Here is an 18,294-nt window from a genome sequence, read left to right as displayed (position 1 = left end):
GGGGACGAGTAATACGGCCAACATAGGTGTTACCTATGTGGCCGGTTTGTGGTGTTACCTATGTGACCGGCTCAACATTTATCAGACAGACTCCCGCTGCCCGCCCCAATACCCCGTCATTCCCGCGCACGCGGGAAACCATTTTGACCTTCCGCTCCAGAAACGTTCCGCCGGCCCTGAGCCGCGCACCGCGCCCTTCAGGTAACTTGCAGATATTCAGTAACTTACCGCTTGACAAGGTTCGGCGTGCTGCGTAAAGTTCGCGGCCATTGCAGGCACGTAGCTCAGTTGGTTAGAGCACCACCTTGACATGGTGGGGGTCAGCGGTTCGAATCCGCTCGTGCCTACCAAATTAAAAGCCCGGCCCCTGTGGCCGGGTTTTTTGTTTCAGCGCCCTTCGGGGCGCCTGTGCAGTAGCCCGTGTGGGCGCCGGCGATCGTTAGCTGGTCTGAACTGCAGCATCAGGCATTCCGGACGGACTTTTCCATCATGTGGCCTTGCGTAGGGGTCACCACTGAGAAGGAGCGGCACATGCCCACTATTACTCTCCCCGACGGCAGTCAGAAATCGTTCGATCACCCCGTTACCGTACTCGAGGTCGCGCAATCCATTGGCGCAGGCCTGGCTAAAGCCACTCTGGCCGGTAAGGTCAACGGTAAGCAGGTAGACGCCTGCGACACCATCGACACCGATGCGACCCTGCAGATCATCACGCCGAAGGACGAAGAGGGGCTGGAGATCATCCGCCACTCCTGCGCTCACCTGATTGGTCATACTGTAAAGCAGCTGTACCCGACCGCCAAGATGGTGATTGGCCCGGTAATCGATGACGGTTTCTATTACGACATCGCCTACGAGCGCTCCTTCACCCCCGAAGACATGGCCGCCATCGAAGCGCGCATGCGTGAGCTGATCGCCACCGATTACGACGTGATCAAGAAGGTCACCCCGCGTGACCAGGTCATCGAGGTGTTCGAGTCCCGTGGTGAGGAATACAAGCTGCGTCTGGTCGAAGACATGCCCGACGAGCAGAGCATGGGCCTGTACTACCACGAAGAATACGTCGACATGTGCCGCGGTCCGCACGTGCCCAACACCCGCTTTCTCAAGGCCTTCCAGCTGACCCGCATCTCCGGCGCCTACTGGCGTGGCGATGCCAAGAACGAGCAGCTGCAGCGCATCTACGGCACCGCATGGGCCGACAAGAAGCAGTTGGCTGCCTACATCCAGCGTATGGAAGAAGCCGAGAAACGTGATCACCGCAAGATCGGCAAGCGCCTGGGCCTGTTCCATACTCAGGAAGAAGCCCCGGGCATGGTGTTCTGGCATCCGGATGGCTGGACCATCTATCAGGTGCTCGAGCAGTACATGCGCCAGATCCAGCGCGGTGCCAACTACAAAGAGATCAAGACCCCTCAGGTCGTTGATCGGGTGCTCTGGGAGCGCTCAGGCCACTGGGAGCATTATTCCCACGCCATGTTCACCACCGAGTCGGAAAGCCGCGACTACGCCATCAAGCCGATGAACTGTCCGTGCCACGTACAGGTGTTCAATCAGGGCCTGAAGAGCTACCGCGAGCTGCCGCTGCGTCTGGCCGAGTTCGGCTCCTGCCACCGCAACGAGCCCTCCGGCTCCCTGCATGGCCTGATGCGCGTGCGCGGCTTTACCCAGGACGATGCGCACATCTTCTGCACCGATGAGCAGGTCGAGGCCGAAGCGTCCGACTTCATAGCGCTGACCTTGCAGGTCTACAAGGACTTCGGCTTCGACGACGTCGAGCTCAAGCTGTCGACCCGTCCGGAAAGCCGGGTTGGTGACGACGCGCTCTGGGATCAGGCTGAAAAGGGTCTCGAATCTGCCCTGAACAAGGCCGGACTGAAATGGGATCTGCAGCCGGGCGAGGGTGCGTTCTACGGTCCGAAGATCGAATTTTCTTTAAAGGACTGCATTGGCCGCGTTTGGCAGTGCGGAACTCTGCAGCTGGACTTCATGCTGCCAGGTCGCCTCGGCGCCCAGTATGTAGCCGAAGACGGCGCACGCAAGACTCCGGTCATGTTGCACCGCGCGATCCTGGGTTCCTTTGAACGATTCATCGGTATTCTGATCGAACATTACGCTGGCGATTTTCCTGCCTGGCTTGCTCCAACGCAGGCCGCCATTCTCAATATCACCGACAATCAGGCCGATTTTTGCTCCGAAGTGGAGAAAAGTCTCAATGAAATGGGCTATCGGGCCACTGCGGACTTGAGAAACGAGAAAATTGGCTTTAAGATTCGCGAGCATACTTTGCACAAGACACCTTACCTCCTGGTAATTGGAGATAGGGAAGTCGAATCGCACACTGTGGCCGTGCGCACACGGGAGGGTAAAGATCTGGGTTCCATGACTGTTACCGAGTTCTCCGAATACCTCGCCCGTGACGTTGCACAACGAGGCCGCCAGAATTCGGAGCTATAAAGATTAAACGCGAGATGAGACAAGACAAAAGAGCCGCACAACGCCCGCCGATCAACGAGAACATCACGGCGCGCGAAGTCCGCCTGATCGGTGCCGAAGGTGAACAAATCGGTATCGTGTCCATTCAGGAAGCCATGGCCGCAGCAGAAGAGGCCAAGATGGACCTGGTTGAGATCTCTCCTGATGCAGAGCCGCCGGTTTGCCGAGTCATGGACTACGGCAAGCACGTCTTCGAAAAGAAGAAACAGCAGGCCGTCGCGCGCAAGAATCAGAAACAGATTCAGATCAAAGAAATAAAGTTTCGACCAGGGACGGAAGACGGGGACTATAAGGTCAAGCTACGTAACCTTATACGCTTCCTGAGTGATGGGGATAAAGCCAAGGTTTCATTGCGATTCCGCGGCCGCGAAATGGCCCACCAGGAGCTGGGGATGGAGTTGTTGAAGCGGGTCGAACAAGACCTGCTGGAATACGGCACCGTCGAACAGCATCCGAAAATGGAAGGTCGTCAGCTGATGATGGTCATCGCACCCAAGAAGAAAAAGTAACCTCCAGGGCATCGCCAGGCCTTGCGGTTATCTATTAACGCTCTATGCGGAGAAATTGAACATGGCTAAAGTAAAGATGAAGACCAAAAGGGGTGCTGCAAAGCGCTTCAAGGCGACCGGCAACGGTCTCAAGCACAAGCATGCTTTCAAGAGCCACATCCTGACCAAGATGAGCACTAAGCGTAAGCGTCAACTTCGGGGTACTTCCGAGTTGCACCCTGCTGATGTGCAAAAAGTCGAGCGCATGTTGCGTCTCCGTTAAGTCAAGGTTGAGGATATAAAGAATGGCTCGTGTTAAGCGTGGTGTAATGGCGCGTAAGCGTCACAAGAAAATTCTGAAACTCGCCAAAGGCTACTACGGTGCACGCTCACGCGTATTCCGTGTTGCCAAGCAGGCGGTCATCAAGGCAGGTCAGTATGCTTACCGTGACCGCAAGCAGCGCAAGCGTCAGTTCCGTGCTCTGTGGATTGCCCGTATCAATGCTGGTGCGCGTATGAACGGTATGTCGTACAGCCGTTTGATCGCTGGCTTGAAGAAAGCGTCCATCGAAATCGACCGCAAGGTTCTGGCCGATCTGGCTGTGAACGAAAAAGCGGCGTTTACCGCGATTGTCGAAAAAGCAAAGGCTAGCTTGGCTTAAGCCCTCGTTACGACAATCACCGGAGCCTGGCTCCGGTTGGCAACGTCATTAATAGGGGAAGAGCCTCATCGCTCTTCCCCTATTTTTGTTTCTGGAGTCTGTAAATGGAAAATCTTGACGCCCTGGTCGGCCAAGCCCTGAAGGCAATCGAACAGGCCGATGATGTCAGCACGTTGGAACAGATACGTGTGCAATACCTTGGCAAGAAGGGCGAACTGACCCAGGTAATGAAGACCCTGGGCAATATCCCCAACGAAGAGCGCCCCAAAGTAGGCGCCATGGTCAATGAAGCCAAGGAGAAGGTCTCGAGCGAGCTAAATGCCCGCAAGAGCAGCATGGAAGCAGCAGCCATGGATCAGAAGCTGGCTGCCGAGCGGATTGACGTCACCCTGCCAGGCCGCGGCCAGGTCAGCGGCGGACTGCATCCCGTTACGCGCACCATGGAGCGGATTGAACAGATTTTTGCCCACGTCGGTTATACCGTCGAGGAAGGTCCTGAAGTCGAGGACGATTATCACAACTTCGAAGCACTCAACATTCCCGGCCATCACCCGGCCCGGGCAATGCACGACACCTTCTACTTCAACGCTAACACCCTGCTACGCACCCACACCTCACCGGTTCAGGTACGTACCATGGAAAGCACGCAGCCGCCGATCCGGATCATCTGTCCGGGCCGTGTCTACCGCTGCGACTCGGATCAGACCCACTCACCCATGTTTCACCAGGTCGAAGGCCTGCTGATCGACGAGGGCGTGAGTTTTGCTGATCTGAAAGGCACCATCGAGCAGTTCCTGCGCGAGTTCTTCGAAGCTGACCTGGAAGTGCGTTTCCGTCCCTCGTTCTTCCCGTTCACCGAACCTTCCGCCGAGGTGGATATCCGCCGCACCGTGGTCAAGAACGGTGAAGAAAAGGCCGACTGGCTGGAAGTGCTGGGCTGCGGCATGGTGCACCCGGATGTGCTGCGCATGTCCGGTATCGATCCGGAAAAATATCAGGGGTTTGCCTTCGGCATGGGCGTCGAGCGCCTGACGATGCTGCGTTACGGAGTGGGCGATTTGCGCATCTTCTTCGATAACGATCTGCGTTTTCTCGAGCAGTTTCGCTAAGCGACGCACCCGCCAATCCCTTTGAAAGCAGGAACCAACAATGAAATTCAGTGAACAGTGGTTGCGCACCTGGGTGAATCCGCCGGTCTCCAGCGATGAGCTGGTAGCGCGCCTGTCCATGACCGGTCTGGAAGTCGATAGCGTCACGCCCGCCGCCGGGGCCTTCAGTGGCGTGGTAGTCGGCGAGATCATCAGCGCCGAACAACACCCCGATGCCGACAAGCTGCGTGTCTGCCAGGTCAGCGCCGGCGGTGAGCAGCACCAGGTTGTTTGCGGCGCGCCTAATGCGCGTGCCGGCATCAAGGTACCTTTCGCCACTGTTGGCGCGGTACTGGGTGAAGACTTCAAGATCAAGAAAGCCAAGCTGCGCGGCGTCGAGTCCCAGGGCATGCTGTGCTCCGCTGCCGAGCTCCAGTTGTCCGACGATCACGACGGCCTGTACGAACTCCCCGCGGATGCACCCGCAGGCCAGGATCTGCGCGAATACCTGGGTCTGAACGACGCTATTATCGAAGTCGACCTGACTCCCAACCGCGGTGACTGCCTGTCGATCGCCGGCCTGGCCCGTGAAGTCGCAGCCAACTACGGCGAGCAGGTCTGCCGTCCGACCGTTCCAGCCGTGCCCGCAATCAATGACGAACAGCGCGCGGTCGAGCTGCTCGCGCCCCAGGCGTGTCCGCGCTATATCGGCCGCGTGATTCGCAATGTCGACCTGTCCCGCCCGACGCCCCTGTGGATGGTCGAGCGCCTGCGTCGCAGCGATATCCGCAGCATTGATGCAGTGGTCGATATCACTAACTACGTCATGCTCGAACTGGGTCAGCCGCTACACGCATTCGATCTGGCCGAGATCCGCGGCGGTATTCGTGTGCGCATGGCCGAGGAGGGCGAGAAACTGGTACTGCTTGATGGCCAGGAAATAACCCTGCGTGCCGACACCCTGGTGATTGCCGACCACGAACGGCCGCTGGCCATGGCCGGCATCATGGGCGGCGAGCATAGCGGCGTCAGCGAGAAGACTACCGATCTGTTCCTGGAAAGCGCGTTCTTCGACACCATCGCGATCGCCGGCAAAGCCCGCGGTTACAGCTTGCACACCGACTCTTCACACCGTTTCGAGCGTGGCGTCGACTGGCAGCTGCAGCGCGAAGCAGCCGAGCGCGCCACCGCACTGATTTTGGAAATCGTTGGTGGCGAGCCTGGTCCGATCGTTGAAGCGGTTGAGCAGGCGCAGTTGCCTACGCTCAAGCACATCACCCTGCGTAACGAGCGCATCACGCAAATGCTGGGCATGCAGATGAGCGACGCCGATATTACCGGCTACCTCACAGGCCTCGGACTGCAGATCAACGCCGATGGCGCCGAGCAATGGCAGATCAATGTACCCAGCCACCGCTTCGACATCAGCATTGAGGTCGACCTGATCGAAGAGCTGGCCCGCCTGTATGGCTACAACCGTCTACCCGTCAGTGCGCCCACCGCAGCGCTGACCCTGACTGCCAAGCCGGAAACCCGTGGCGAGCTGCCGGTACTGCGTCGCCTGCTGGTTGCTCGCGGTTACCATGAAGCCATTACCTACAGCTTCGTCGAGCCGGGTCTGAACAAACTGTTCGACCCGCAGATCGAGCCCCTGGCCCTGGCTAATCCGATCTCCAGCGACATGGCTGTTATGCGCACGTCCTTGTGGCCAGGTCTGAGCAAGGCCGTGCAGTACAACCAGAACCGTCAGCAGGGCCGCGTCCGCCTGTTCGAAAGCGGTCTGCGCTTCGTGCCCCAGGCCGATGGCCAACTGCTGCAGGAACCGATGCTGTCCGGTATCGCCACGGGCAGCCGTGCACCCGAAGGCTGGGCCAACAGTAGCGACAAGCTCGACTTCCATGATGTGAAGGGCGATGTAGAGGCGTTGCTGGGGCAGGGCGGTGCGGGTGATCAGTACCGCTTCGAGCCCGCAGAGCACCCTGCTTTGCATCCGGGTCAGACCGCGCGTATCACCCGCGACGGACACACAGTTGGCTGGCTGGGTGCGTTGCATCCACAACTGGCCACCGAGCTGGATCTGCAAGGTGCCGTGTTCGTATTCGAACTGGCTCTAGGCAAAATCATCAAGGGGCGCCTGCCGCGTTTCGCTGAGTTGTCCCGTTTCCCTGAAGTTCGTCGGGACATCGCTCTGGTCGTCGACAAGACAATGGTGGCCGCAGATCTGCTTGCCGACATTCAAAGCAATGCGGGCGAAGCATTGAAGAACCTCAGGTTGTTTGACGTCTATGAAGGTAAAGGTATTGATCCGCATAGAAAAAGTCTGGCAATCGGCTTGACGTTACAGCATTCGTCACGCACTCTTACTGATGATGAGGTGAACGCTGTCATGGACAAAGTGCTTACGTCTCTGGAGCAAAGGTTCAATGCCACACTAAGGAAATAGCCTATGGGGGCTCTGACAAAAGCAGAAATGGCGGAACGTCTCTACGAGGAACTTGGCTTCAACAAGCGTGAAGCCAAGGAACTGGTAGAACTGTTTTTCGAAGAGATTCGGAACGCCCTGGAAAGCAACGAGCAGGTCAAACTGTCGGGATTCGGCAATTTTGACCTGCGCGACAAGCGCCAGCGGCCAGGCCGCAACCCCAAGACCGGTGAAGAAATTCCTATTACCGCCCGGCGTGTGGTCACCTTTCGCCCCGGACAGAAACTCAAGGCACGAGTAGAAGCATATGCTGGAACCCAGCCATAACGACGAACTACCAGTCATACCCGGCAAGCGTTACTTCACCATCGGCGAAGTGAGTGAGCTGTGTGCGGTCAAGCCGCACGTATTGCGTTACTGGGAGCAGGAATTCCCACAACTGTCGCCGGTCAAGCGCCGCGGCAACCGTCGCTACTACCAGCGTCAGGACGTGCTTATGATCCGTCAGATCCGTGCACTGCTTTACGATCAGGGCTTCACTATTGGCGGCGCCCGTCAGCGTCTGTCCGGTGATGAAGCAAAGGAAGACGTCACCCATTACAAGCAATTGATCCGCCAGACCATCACCGAACTGGAAGAAGTGCTGCAGGTTCTGCGGACCCATTGATTTACCCGCATAATGAAAAAAAACTTTCTCGTATCAGATAGTTAATGTATTATGCGACCCGCTTCGACAGACAAAGTCGAAGCACAGTCGGGGCGTAGCGCAGCCTGGTAGCGCACTTGCATGGGGTGCAAGGGGTCGAGTGTTCGAATCACTCCGTCCCGACCAATATTCAGTGATTTAGCCCAATGTTGACGCATTGGGCTTTTTCATTTCTGGGAGCTGAAGGGCGACTCCCGGCAAACTGTTTGCCCTGTATCTTGTAATCTGACCGACCTTCAAGCTTGTTATTCTCCCTGCTTAAATCATCCAAAGAGGAATTTTCCATGGCTACCACCCGTTCGCGTCGTTTGCGCAAAAAGCTCTGTGTTGATGAGTTTCAGGAACTGGGATTCGAGCTGAACCTGGATCTGAAGGATGACCTTGGTGTTGAAGAGATCGATAGCTTCCTCGATCAGTTCATTCTGCAGGCTCTGGAAGCCAACGGCCTGAACTATGTTGGCGGTGAAGATTTCGGCCTGGTCTGCCTGGCCGAGCGGGGCTCTGTCAGCGAAGAACAGCGTGCAGCGGTAGAGAGCTGGCTCAAAGGCCGTAGCGAACTGAGCAAAGTGGAAGTCAGTCCGCTGGTGGATGCCTGGTATCCAGACACGGCAATTACTGCTTCGGCCTGAAGTGGTAATCGCTCCATACCTGACGGGGTTCAGAAGTAGAATCAGGCTACCATGGCCAGCTTCTGTCGCTGCGTGGTAACGCTCAGTCGTCGTTGCGACGCCCGTCCCGATGGATATTGATGAAAAAGCCCAGTCAGAAATGACTGGGCTTTTTTATGCGTATTGTTTTTGGCCCCAGAGTTGGCTGTTGCTGATCCGCTTGAACTCATTTTGGTGCTAGTAGTACTAAATAACGAACCCCACCCTGCCAAGGAGGCATACCCGGGGACCCTCTGCTGTAACTAGTATCGTTTCAAGACTTGGCTCGTGAGGAGCCAGGCAACGTGCAGAGGATAACAATCATGATTTATGCAAATCCCGGAGCTCAGGGCTCTGTCGTTTCTTTCAAAGAGCGTTATGGCAACTTCATCAATGGTGAATTTGTCGCGCCAGTCAAAGGGCAGTACTTCACCAACCTCTCGCCTGTGACGGGTGGCGTTATATGCGAGATTCCCCGTTCCACTGGCGAAGATATCGAAAAGGCTCTGGATGCCGCTCACGCAGCCAAGGTAGCCTGGGGCAAAACCTCGGTGCAGGCTCGTGGCAATATTCTTCTGCAGATAGCTGACCGCATTGAACAGAATCTCGAAAAGCTTGCTGTTACCGAGACCTGGGACAACGGCAAGGCCGTTCGCGAAACATTGAACGCCGACATCCCGCTCGCAGCGGATCATTTCCGCTACTTCGCTGGTTGTATTCGCGCCCAGGAAGGAACGCTGGCGGAGATTGATGAGCACACCACCGCTTATCATTTCCATGAACCGCTTGGCGTCGTGGGTCAAATCATTCCCTGGAACTTCCCACTGCTGATGGCTGCCTGGAAGCTCGCGCCAGCGCTGGCCGCGGGTAATTGCATCGTGCTCAAGCCGGCGGAACAGACGCCGCTGGGTATCCTGGTACTGATGGAGATCATCGGTGACCTGTTGCCGCCGGGCGTTCTTAACGTGGTCAACGGCTACGGACGTGAAGCAGGCGAAGCACTGGCTACGAGCAAGCGCATCGCCAAGATCGCCTTCACTGGCTCCACACCGGTTGGCAGGCACATCATGCACGCTGCTGCGGAAAATATTATTCCTTGCACGGTTGAGCTCGGTGGCAAGTCTCCCAACATCTTCTTTGCCGACATCATGCAGGCGGAAGAGTCATTTATCAGTAAGGCTGTGGAGGGTCTGGTCCTGGCGTTTTTCAACCAGGGCGAAGTCTGCACTTGTCCATCACGGGCGTTGATCCAGGAATCCATGTACGACGAATTCATTGCGCTGGCAATCAAACGCACCCAGAGCATCAAGCGTGGTAATCCACTGGATACGGAAACCATGGTCGGTGCCCAGGCTTCCGAGCAGCAGTTCGACAAGATCCTGTCTTACATGGAGGTTGCTCGTCAGGAGGGCGCCGAGTTCCTGATTGGCGGTAATGCAGAAAAGTTGGAAGACAGCATCAACAACGGATATTACATTCAGCCGACCCTGCTTAAGGGTCACAACAAGATGCGCATATTCCAGGAAGAGATATTTGGTCCGGTCGTCAGCGTCACCACCTTCAAGGACGAAGCCGAAGCACTGGCGATTGCCAATGACAGCGAGTTCGGCCTTGGTGCAGGGCTCTGGACGCGCGACAACAATCGCTCCTATCGCATGGGCCGTGCGATCCAGGCTGGTCGAGTATGGACTAACTGCTATCACCTGTACCCGGCCCATGCGGCTTTTGGCGGCTACAAGCAGTCAGGTGTCGGACGGGAAACGCACAAGATGATTCTCGACAGTTATCAGCAGACCAAGAACCTGCTGGTCAGCTACGACACCAATCCACTGGGCTTCTTCTAGGTCCCTGTTGCGTTCGCCCGGGATTGCTCCCCCCGGGCGGGCGTATTCTGTGGGTGGTCTCCATTATTGCGCAGCTTCGGCTGCGTTTTTTTATGCCCGGCGGATAACTGTAACCAGATCAGGCACTTTCAGGCCCTACCAAATCGGGCCGAATCTAGTTCCAAAGTACCATTCTTGGAGTTCAATGCGGGTGTTTAACTGAATCTGTCGGCATTGACCGACATGACTCACTCGTAAAACAAGAGGATCGACCTATGTGGACTAAACCGAGCTTTACCGATCTGCGTATCGGCTTTGAAGTCACCATGTACTTTGCTAATCGTTGAGCAGTCGGCACCCCGGCTTGCCGGGGTGTTTCTCAGATCAAACCGATTCGGTGAGCCTCAGGAAAACCCATGCATATTCAGATACTAGGTTCAGCAGCGGGGGGCGGTTTTCCGCAGTGGAACTGCAATTGCCATAACTGTGACGGAGTACGCAAGGGCACCCTGAACGCCAAGCCGCGCACCCAATCTTCTATCGCCTTGTCGGACGACGGTATCAACTGGATTCTTTGCAACGCGTCGCCGGATATTCGTGCTCAGCTGGAAAGCACTCCGGTGCTGCAGCCCGCGCGCGCTGTGCGCGATACCGCAATCGGTGCAATTGTGTTGATGGATAGCCAGATCGATCATGTAACAGGCCTCTTGACCTTGCGCGAGGGCTGCCCACACCAGGTGTGGTGTACCGACATGGTACATGAGGATCTCAGCACCGGTTTTCCCCTGTTCAAGATGTTGGCGCACTGGAATGGGGGCTTGCAATGGAATCCGATCCCTTTGGCTGGAGAGTTCAGCATTCCCGTTTGTCCTGCTTTGCGTTTTACCGCCATTGCGTTACGCAGCGCAGCGCCTCCCTATTCGCCGCATCGTAACAATCCCCATCCTGGTGACAACATCGGATTACTGGTGCGCGATCTGAATACCGGTGGCGTCCTTTTCTACGCACCAGGTCTGGGTCGTCCAGATGATCGAGTCAGGGCAGTGATGGCTGACGCCCACTGTCTGCTGGTGGACGGCACCTTGTGGCGTGATGACGAAATGGCATTCGCTGGCGTGGGCGACAAGCTGGGTAGCGAAATGGGGCATCTACAGCAGAGCGGCGTTGACGGGATGATTGCCTTGCTCGATGAGCAGCGGGCCTCTCGCAAGGTACTCATCCACATAAATAATACCAATCCTATCCTGGATGAGGATTCGCCTGAGCGGGCCGAACTGACCCAGCACGGAATTGAAGTCGCTTTTGACGGCATGCACATCACGCTTTAAGGAGTCCATCTTGCAGCCCCAACCAATGAACGCCGATGCTTTCGAGCAGGCCCTGCGGGCCAAGGGAGCCTATTACCATATTCATCATCCCTACCATGTAGCCATGTATAACGGCACCGCCAGCCGCGAGCAGATTCAGGGCTGGGTTGCCAATCGCTTCTACTACCAGATCAAGATTCCGCTCAAGGATGCGGCGATTCTGGCTAACTGCAATGACTCGGCTACCCGTCGCGAATGGATACAGCGGATTGTAGATCATGATGGCGAGGCGGACGGGCAGGGTGGTATTGAAGCCTGGTTACGACTGGGCGAGGCTGTAGGCCTGGATCGGGACATTCTGTTGTCGCAGGAACGGGTATTGCCGGGCGTGCGCTTTGCAGTAGATGCCTATGTCAATTTTGCCCGTAGGGCGAGCTGGCAGGAAGCGGCCAGTTCTTCGTTGACCGAGCTGTTTGCGCCGCAGATTCACCAGTCACGTCTTGATAGCTGGCCGGCGCATTATCCGTGGATAGACAGTCGCGGATATGAGTATTTCCGTAAACGCATGAGTGAGGCGCGGCGCGACGTCGAGCATGGCTTGCGCATCACGCTCAGCCATTATCAAACCCACACCGCTCAGCAGCGCATGCTCGATATCCTGCAGTTCAAGCTGGACATCCTCTGGAGCATGCTTGATGCCATGACCATGGCCTACGAACTGGGCCGCGCGCCCTATCACACGGTTACAACACAAGCTGTCTGGCATAGGGGAATAGAACTGTGATCGACTTTCAGAAAAGCCAGGTGCCAGTACTGCGTCCCGGATTTCGTCTGCAGTGGGAGCCAATCCAGAACAGCCACGTTCTGTTGTACCCGGAAGGGATGGTCAAATTGAACGAGAGTGCTGCCCAGGTGCTGTTGCTGATCGACGGCGAGCGGCAAATCAAAGGCATCATAGACAGCCTATCCGATCGTTTTCCGAATGTTCCAGGCCTGGATGAAGACATCCTCGCCTTTATCGAGGTGGCCAATGCACAACACTGGATCCAGGTCCGCTGACAGCCCGCTGGTTGCAGAGCAGGGGCCACCGTTGTGGCTGCTGGCCGAGCTGACTTATCGCTGTCCGCTGCAATGTCCCTATTGTTCAAACCCGCTGGAGTTCGCCAATCACAAGGATGAACTGACTACAGCACAATGGGTAGACGTATTCACTCAGGCCAGGGCGCTGGGTGCAGCGCAACTCGGGTTCTCCGGTGGCGAGCCACTGGTGCGTGACGACCTGGTCGAGTTGATCGGCGCGGCGCGTGAGCTCGGGTTCTATACCAATCTGATAACCTCGGGTATGGGCCTGACCGAGCAAAAGATAAACGCGTTCAAGCAGGCGGGGCTCGATCACATCCAGATCAGTTTTCAGGCGTCCGATGCCGAGATCAACAACTTGCTTGCTGGCTCGCGCAAGGCTTTTGAGCAAAAGCTGGCGATGGCGCGCGCCGTGAAGGCGGCCGGGTACCCTATGGTGCTCAACTTCGTGACGCATCGGCACAACATCGACGAGATAGAGAAAATTATCGAGCTCTGTCTGGCACTGGAGGCGGATTTCGTTGAATTGGCTACCTGCCAATATTACGGCTGGGCGCACCTGAACCGGGCTGGCCTGTTGCCCACCAAGGCCCAGCTTGACCATGCTGAAACCGTTACCCAGCGATACCGCCTTAAACTGGCCGCTGAAAATCACCCCTGCAAACTGATTCTGGTGACCCCCGACTATTATGAAGAGCGGCCCAAGGGCTGCATGAATGGGTGGGGCAATATCTTTCTGAGCATTACGCCTGATGGCACGGCATTACCCTGTCATAGTGCTCGGCAATTGCCGGTGAGTTTTCCCAACGTTACCGCGCACAGCTTGTCGCACATCTGGTACGACTCGTTCGGATTCAATCGTTTCCGTGGGTATGAGTGGATGAGCGAACCCTGCCGCTCCTGTGACGAAAAGGAAAAGGATTTTGGTGGCTGCCGATGTCAGGCGTATATGCTTACAGGAGATGCAACCCAGGCAGACCCGGTCTGCAGTAAATCACCGCATCACGACAAGATACTGGCTGCTCGCTCTGAGGCCGAGTTGCCCCAACCGCCAATAGAGGTGCTGACATTCCGTAATGAGCGAACCTCGCGAATCATCTGCAAAGGCTGAACGTCCCGGGTTCTGGACCAGTTCGTTCACTGCCGCACAAGCGGTCGCAGCGGCAAGTGATTACGCCGATCTGGTCTGTGACGAGGAGCGGCTGCTCTGGATTGAATTCCATCCAGAGGACGGCCGCAATCTGGTCCATGAATGGACCCCGGGTGGGCAGCGTAGCTTGACGCCAAATGGCTTCAGCGCCCGCAGCCGTGTTTATGAATACGGTGGTGGTGCGCTTTGCCTGCATGGAGGCCAGCTGTTTTTTGTCAACGAATACGATCAACAGATCTATGTCCAATCCTTGCTCGATCTGGACTGTCAGGTACTGACAAAGCGTCCCGATTGCCGGTACGGAGCACTTGTCTATGATTCCCAACGCGGTCATCTCATCGCAATCGAAGAGTGTCATAGCGTCGCTGCTGTAGAGCACCGGTTAGTGTCAATCAGCCCCCAGGGCGTGCGCCGCATAGTCGCCGAAGGCGCTGATTTCTATAATAGCCCTTGTATCAGCCCCGATGGCTCCCGCATGGCCTGGGTCGAGTGGGACCGGCCGGACCTGGCCTGGACCCGAACGCGCCTTATGGTCGCCGTACTCGACCAACAGGGGGGCATCCAGGAACGCACTGTATGCTCCTGCGGTCAGGCTGAAGCAGGTCACCCCGAAGCATTTCAGCAACCACAGTTCGATGCACTTGGAACACTGGTGTGCCTGACCGACAGGAATGGCTTCTGGCGGCCCTGGCGCGTACTCGACAACAACACCCTGCAGCCTCTGCCTGCCCGGAATGCCGATCATGCTCCAGCGCCCTGGCAGCTTAATCCGCGGCATGTGCTGGGCTTGCCGGGGGGCTTGTGGGCGCTCAGCTGGCTGGAACAGGGTCTCGGACACCTGGCGCTGCGCCACGCTGAATCTGCCGAGGAAAGCCGGTTGGCGCACGGGTACCAGCGCTTCCGCGCGCTGGTGGCGAACAGTCGATGGTTATTCTGTGTGGCAGGCTCTGTGCACTGCAGCGCTGCCATACTGCGAATAGACCTGTTGACACATGAGCATCAGGTCATACGACAGATCATGCCCGCCTTGGCAGAAGATGAGATATCGCAGCCGCAATCAGTGTCCTACCCCAGCGCAGATGGTGAGGTCGCTCACGGTTTTTTCTATTCGCCGCACAATAGTCGTCATTCCTCCCCCTCAGAATTACCGCCATTGGTTATTTTTACCCATGGTGGTCCAACGTCAGCGACCTATGCGGTATTTGATAATCGCATCCAGTACTGGACGCAGCGTGGCTTCGCCGTTGTCGATCTGAACTACCGGGGAAGCGTGGGATTTGGTCGAGCCTACCGACAACGCCTGCGCGGTGAGTGGGGTGTGGTCGATGTGGAAGACGTGTTCGGAGCGATCGAATATCTTGTACAGCAGGGCTATATAGCTCCCGACAAGGTGTTTATTCGGGGTTCCAGTGCCGGGGGCTACACCACTCTGTGCAGCCTGCTAGCTGCCGAGGGGCGTTTTCGTGCAGCGGCCAGTTTATACGGGGTCAGCGATCCGTTAAGGCTCAGGGCAAATACTCACAAGTTCGAAGCTGACTATATCGACTGGCTGATCGGCGATCCTGAGAGTCAGCCCGAACGTTACTTAGCCCGCTCGCCACTGGAACGCGCAGTTGAAATCAGCACACCCGTTATCTTTTTCCAGGGGCTCAAGGATGGTGTGGTTCTACCGGAGCAAACCGAGCGCATGGTGGCTGCACTGCGAGCGCATGGCGTCCCTGTTGAGTGCTTTACCTTTGCAGAGGAACGTCATGGGTTTCGCGAGGCAAAAACACTGTGCAGCGTGCTGGAGCAAGAGTTGGCATTTTATCAGCGCTGGCTGCCAGGTTGAGCGTGCAGATGCGCTCTGTCTGACTTTTTGCCTGCGCAACAGTTGGATGCCCCTCGGCATGCACCTGGTCTTGCGGAAGTAACGGCAGTAACGGTATCACCGCTGCGGCGTTCATTATCACCAGAAGACGCAGGCGCCAGACAAGTAGCCCGATGCCTGTTCTTTCCTCAGTCTGTTGCTTTCCGGTTGTTTGAGTAAGGCTGTGACGCATGGGCAAGCCCTCGAGGGTAGACGGGCGGATTCAGCCCTGGGTCGGCGTAGCCGCATCTCGCCAGGGCGTATCGGTCGCAATAATGTCCCGTTGCTCAAGGCGTTTGCGCGCTTTGCGAGCTTGCTTTTCGGCACTGATGGTGGCCACGCACTGGTTGTCATTATTGAGAATGACAATGCATTCCAGACACTGAATGCACTCGCCGTAGTCGATGCTGCCATCACGTTTGATTGCGCCGATCTCGCAGCTGTTCTTGCAGTGCTGGCAAGGCTTGCCGCAGGCGTCGATCCGTTTGAGCCATGAGAAAAGATGAAACTTGCCCAGCATTGCCAGGCCTGCGCCGAGGGGGCAGACGTAGCGGCAATAGAACTTGTGCACAAACAATCCCATGCCCAGCAATATCAGCGCATACAGCACGAACGGCCAACTGCGCATGAAGAACAGGGTGATGCTGGTTTTGAAGGGCTCAACCTCGGCAAGGCGTTCAGCCAGCGTCAATGATAAAAATGCCGTTAGCACCAAACCGACAAGAATCACATATTTGATCCATTGCAGTTTCTGATGCAACGGATCAGCTATTTTCAATTGCTTGATGTTTAGCTTTTTGGCGATCCAGCCGAGCATTTCCTGCAGCGCGCCGAATGGGCATAACCAGCCGCAGAACAGCCCCCGTCCCCAGATGAAGAGGCTGACGAAGGTAAAACTCCAAAGAATGAAAATCACCGGATCCATCAGGAATACGGTCAAGTCGAAGTCAGGTCCGAGGGCGAGCAGCAGAGTGAAAATATTTACTACCGAGAGCTGACCCTGGGCATACAAACCCAGAAATAACAGGGTAAAGAGCAAGAAACCTGCGCGGAATACATGAAAGGCCTGGCCGTGGCGGCTGATACGATGCTGGAACATGAAGACCATACTCAACAGGACCAAAGCCAGCAGCGTTAACCCGACCTGCCAGCCGCGTTCCTGCCACATGCGCAACCAGACAGGCACTGGTTTGTGTACGGCAGGCGCAGCCTGGATATCGAATAGCGTGGAATCCAGCGTTAGGGGATGGGTGAAGGGTGCGCTGCTCTCAACCAGCGGATTGCGCCTTAGACTGACATTCAACTGCAGGCTGGCCGGTTCTGCCGGGTTGAAACCGGCATGGGGTTTGATCCGGAAAATATGGGCTACACCTTCGCTGATGGGCGTATTCAGCGATCCCAGGATGTCGCCGTTGTTGTAGTTCATATCGTGCAGTTCGATCGCCTTGTCATTTTGCGTCAGCACCAGGCGGCTCGGCGCGCTGGCGGGAATGAAGTCGTCGGGGACATGGGGGTATAGCCCACTGGAAATCACCAGCAATGCCTGTTCGTTTGCTTTCAGTTCGCTGGTAAGGCGTGCGAAACCAGCTTCACCAAGCAGGTTGCGGCCGGTGTTGGGGGTGTTCAGGTAGGCGAAGTACAACTCGCTGAAAGGTTGCTCGGGGCTTTCAATATCCAGGTCGGGAAAATAGGCGATGTGCTGATTGAGGGACTGTTCCACCTCAGCCTGTGAAATTTCCCAGTGCTGCAGGTAACTCCGATCCAGTAGCTGTTGCCAATCCAGGGGTTCGAAAAGATCAGATCGTGGGGTGGCCAGCGGGCTGCCGGCAAAGTCGTCGAGCAATTGGCGAGCGACGCTTAACGCTGAGACCAGTACTGTCTCGTTCAGAATCACCACCGATACAGTGGCCTTGCTTACTCCGTCGAATTGAGTGATGGAGGTACCATCCACTGTTGTGGCCTGGCGGCCGCCAACCACGATCGGCGTACGGATGTCCTGCTGGCGGTATTGCTCGACGAAGTCAAAGAGTGCCTGCTCCCCGAGGCCATGCAGAAATACCGGCTCATGATGCTCGAGCACTTTTACGCCAACCAGAATGCCCTGTGGCTCCAGCCCGATAAGCAGACGAATCGGCTTGCCTGAAAAGCCCTGGAGACTTGAATAGTCCTGGGACTCGAAAGCGTAGCCAAGCAAGTCATCCAGTTGATAGACACTGTAGACAGGAGGGTTGTCCTGTTTTGGTTCGATACGCGTGGCTTTGGGAAACAGTGCCTGAATCTCGCTGTTATCAACTGATGCGTAGAGTGTCTGGCTGAAAAAGAGCCAAAGCAGACACGCTGCCCGCAGAGCAACTGACAGAACTGAATGCGCTTGCATGGCTGATCCCGGATTTATGGTTTTTTTCAATGTTGCGGGGCAGGGCGTTTGACGACCATGCGACTTGCAGGTAACCCGGCAGATACTTAGGTCTTAGTACGCCTGCCAAGCGGCTTCCAGATGGGTAGGAAGAGGCCGATTCAAGGGCAATATGCTTATGGTGCGGCGGTTAATCAGGTACTCTTGCCCCACAATAACA

At 56.5% G+C, this 18,294-nt stretch carries 17 protein-coding genes and 2 tRNA genes; 18 read left to right on the top strand and 1 reads right to left on the bottom strand.

The annotated features are described in order from the left end of the window. Window positions 1–273 precede the first annotated feature (273 nt). From FZF01_RS05385 to FZF01_RS05300, 18 genes are all read left to right on the top strand, one after another. Window positions 274–350, top strand: a tRNA-Val gene (locus tag FZF01_RS05385). A gap of 181 nt (window positions 351–531) precedes the next feature. Beyond that, window positions 532–2,457 carry a threonine--tRNA ligase gene (thrS, locus tag FZF01_RS05380; protein WP_150277095.1) on the top strand — a complete coding sequence of 642 codons (1,926 nt, stop codon included), beginning with the start codon at window positions 532–534 and terminating at the stop codon, window positions 2,455–2,457. Then, window positions 2,454–3,005, top strand: a complete 552-nt coding sequence (infC, locus tag FZF01_RS05375) for a translation initiation factor IF-3 (RefSeq protein WP_188434448.1) — start codon at window positions 2,454–2,456, stop codon at window positions 3,003–3,005. The genes thrS and infC overlap by 4 nt, the downstream gene beginning before the upstream one ends. Window positions 3,006–3,066: 61 nt before the next feature. Then, window positions 3,067–3,267, top strand: coding sequence for a 50S ribosomal protein L35 (gene rpmI, locus FZF01_RS05370; protein WP_022964142.1), 201 nt, complete (start codon window positions 3,067–3,069; stop codon window positions 3,265–3,267). A 22-nt stretch (window positions 3,268–3,289) separates the two neighbouring features. Next, the gene (gene rplT, locus FZF01_RS05365; RefSeq protein ID WP_150277093.1) at window positions 3,290–3,646 is read left to right on the top strand and encodes a 50S ribosomal protein L20; all 357 of its coding nucleotides are present in this window, start codon (window positions 3,290–3,292) and stop codon (window positions 3,644–3,646) included. A gap of 104 nt (window positions 3,647–3,750) precedes the next feature. Further along, the gene (pheS, locus tag FZF01_RS05360) at window positions 3,751–4,755 is read left to right on the top strand and encodes a phenylalanine--tRNA ligase subunit alpha (protein WP_150277092.1); all 1,005 of its coding nucleotides are present in this window, start codon (window positions 3,751–3,753) and stop codon (window positions 4,753–4,755) included. Window positions 4,756–4,795: 40 nt separating this feature from the next. Then, complete coding sequence (gene pheT / locus FZF01_RS05355) at window positions 4,796–7,177, top strand: phenylalanine--tRNA ligase subunit beta (RefSeq protein WP_150277091.1); 2,382 nt, start codon at window positions 4,796–4,798, stop codon at window positions 7,175–7,177. 3 nt (window positions 7,178–7,180) lie between these two features. Then, window positions 7,181–7,483: an integration host factor subunit alpha gene (gene ihfA / locus FZF01_RS05350; RefSeq protein ID WP_036992243.1), complete on the top strand. Its 303-nt coding sequence runs from the start codon at window positions 7,181–7,183 to the stop codon at window positions 7,481–7,483. Beyond that, window positions 7,464–7,823 carry a MerR family transcriptional regulator gene (locus FZF01_RS05345; protein WP_022964137.1) on the top strand — a complete coding sequence of 120 codons (360 nt, stop codon included), beginning with the start codon at window positions 7,464–7,466 and terminating at the stop codon, window positions 7,821–7,823. Before ihfA ends, FZF01_RS05345 begins: the two co-directional genes overlap by 20 nt. 88 nt (window positions 7,824–7,911) lie before the next feature. After that, window positions 7,912–7,988: transfer RNA gene (locus FZF01_RS05340), tRNA-Pro, on the top strand. Window positions 7,989–8,146: 158 nt separating this feature from the next. Then, window positions 8,147–8,491: a YggL family protein gene (locus FZF01_RS05335; RefSeq protein ID WP_150277090.1), complete on the top strand. Its 345-nt coding sequence runs from the start codon at window positions 8,147–8,149 to the stop codon at window positions 8,489–8,491. 341 nt (window positions 8,492–8,832) lie between these two features. After that, window positions 8,833–10,353 (top strand): acetaldehyde dehydrogenase ExaC, encoded by a 1,521-nt coding sequence (gene exaC, locus FZF01_RS05330; protein WP_150277089.1) that lies wholly within the window; start codon window positions 8,833–8,835, stop codon window positions 10,351–10,353. Between the two features lie 254 nt (window positions 10,354–10,607). Next, entirely contained in the window at window positions 10,608–10,679 is a 72-nt protein-coding gene (gene pqqA / locus FZF01_RS05325) for a pyrroloquinoline quinone precursor peptide PqqA (protein ID WP_081941331.1), read from the top strand. A gap of 69 nt (window positions 10,680–10,748) precedes the next feature. Next, window positions 10,749–11,660: a pyrroloquinoline quinone biosynthesis protein PqqB gene (pqqB, locus tag FZF01_RS05320; RefSeq protein WP_150277088.1), complete on the top strand. Its 912-nt coding sequence runs from the start codon at window positions 10,749–10,751 to the stop codon at window positions 11,658–11,660. Between the two features lie 25 nt (window positions 11,661–11,685). Continuing rightward, on the top strand, window positions 11,686–12,423 hold the full coding sequence (gene pqqC / locus FZF01_RS05315; RefSeq protein WP_150277133.1) for a pyrroloquinoline-quinone synthase PqqC: 738 nt from the start codon (window positions 11,686–11,688) through the stop codon (window positions 12,421–12,423). Beyond that, a complete protein-coding gene (gene pqqD, locus FZF01_RS05310; RefSeq protein WP_150277087.1) occupies window positions 12,420–12,698 on the top strand; it encodes a pyrroloquinoline quinone biosynthesis peptide chaperone PqqD in 279 nt (92 codons plus the stop codon). Before pqqC ends, pqqD begins: the two co-directional genes overlap by 4 nt. Further along, window positions 12,670–13,830: a pyrroloquinoline quinone biosynthesis protein PqqE gene (gene pqqE, locus FZF01_RS05305; RefSeq protein ID WP_150277086.1), complete on the top strand. Its 1,161-nt coding sequence runs from the start codon at window positions 12,670–12,672 to the stop codon at window positions 13,828–13,830. Before pqqD ends, pqqE begins: the two co-directional genes overlap by 29 nt. Further along, window positions 13,796–15,700, top strand: a complete 1,905-nt coding sequence (locus FZF01_RS05300) for a S9 family peptidase (protein WP_150277085.1) — start codon at window positions 13,796–13,798, stop codon at window positions 15,698–15,700. The genes pqqE and FZF01_RS05300 overlap by 35 nt, the downstream gene beginning before the upstream one ends. A gap of 241 nt (window positions 15,701–15,941) precedes the next feature. On the opposite strand, the gene FZF01_RS05295 is transcribed toward FZF01_RS05300, so the two are convergent. Then, a complete protein-coding gene (locus FZF01_RS05295) occupies window positions 15,942–18,095 on the bottom strand; it encodes a NosR/NirI family protein (protein WP_150277084.1) in 2,154 nt (717 codons plus the stop codon). Between the last annotated feature and the right edge of the window lie 199 nt (window positions 18,096–18,294).

This window comes from Halopseudomonas salina (assembly GCF_008641105.1).
This window is presented reverse-complemented; position numbering and strand designations above follow the sequence as displayed.

Coding starts and splice junctions, on each gene's coding strand:
- pqqB (WP_150277088.1), top strand. CDS start 10,749: ATGCATATTCAGATACTAGGTTCAGCAGCGGGGGGCGGTTTTCCGCAG.
- FZF01_RS05300 (WP_150277085.1), top strand. CDS start 13,796: ATGAGCGAACCTCGCGAATCATCTGCAAAGGCTGAACGTCCCGGGTTC.
- FZF01_RS05335 (WP_150277090.1), top strand. CDS start 8,147: ATGGCTACCACCCGTTCGCGTCGTTTGCGCAAAAAGCTCTGTGTTGAT.
- FZF01_RS05345 (WP_022964137.1), top strand. CDS start 7,464: ATGCTGGAACCCAGCCATAACGACGAACTACCAGTCATACCCGGCAAG.
- FZF01_RS05295 (WP_150277084.1), bottom strand. CDS start 18,095: ATGCAAGCGCATTCAGTTCTGTCAGTTGCTCTGCGGGCAGCGTGTCTG.
- pqqE (WP_150277086.1), top strand. CDS start 12,670: ATGCACAACACTGGATCCAGGTCCGCTGACAGCCCGCTGGTTGCAGAG.
- thrS (WP_150277095.1), top strand. CDS start 532: ATGCCCACTATTACTCTCCCCGACGGCAGTCAGAAATCGTTCGATCAC.
- rplT (WP_150277093.1), top strand. CDS start 3,290: ATGGCTCGTGTTAAGCGTGGTGTAATGGCGCGTAAGCGTCACAAGAAA.
- ihfA (WP_036992243.1), top strand. CDS start 7,181: ATGGGGGCTCTGACAAAAGCAGAAATGGCGGAACGTCTCTACGAGGAA.
- exaC (WP_150277089.1), top strand. CDS start 8,833: ATGATTTATGCAAATCCCGGAGCTCAGGGCTCTGTCGTTTCTTTCAAA.
- pheS (WP_150277092.1), top strand. CDS start 3,751: ATGGAAAATCTTGACGCCCTGGTCGGCCAAGCCCTGAAGGCAATCGAA.
- pqqC (WP_150277133.1), top strand. CDS start 11,686: ATGAACGCCGATGCTTTCGAGCAGGCCCTGCGGGCCAAGGGAGCCTAT.
- pheT (WP_150277091.1), top strand. CDS start 4,796: ATGAAATTCAGTGAACAGTGGTTGCGCACCTGGGTGAATCCGCCGGTC.
- rpmI (WP_022964142.1), top strand. CDS start 3,067: ATGGCTAAAGTAAAGATGAAGACCAAAAGGGGTGCTGCAAAGCGCTTC.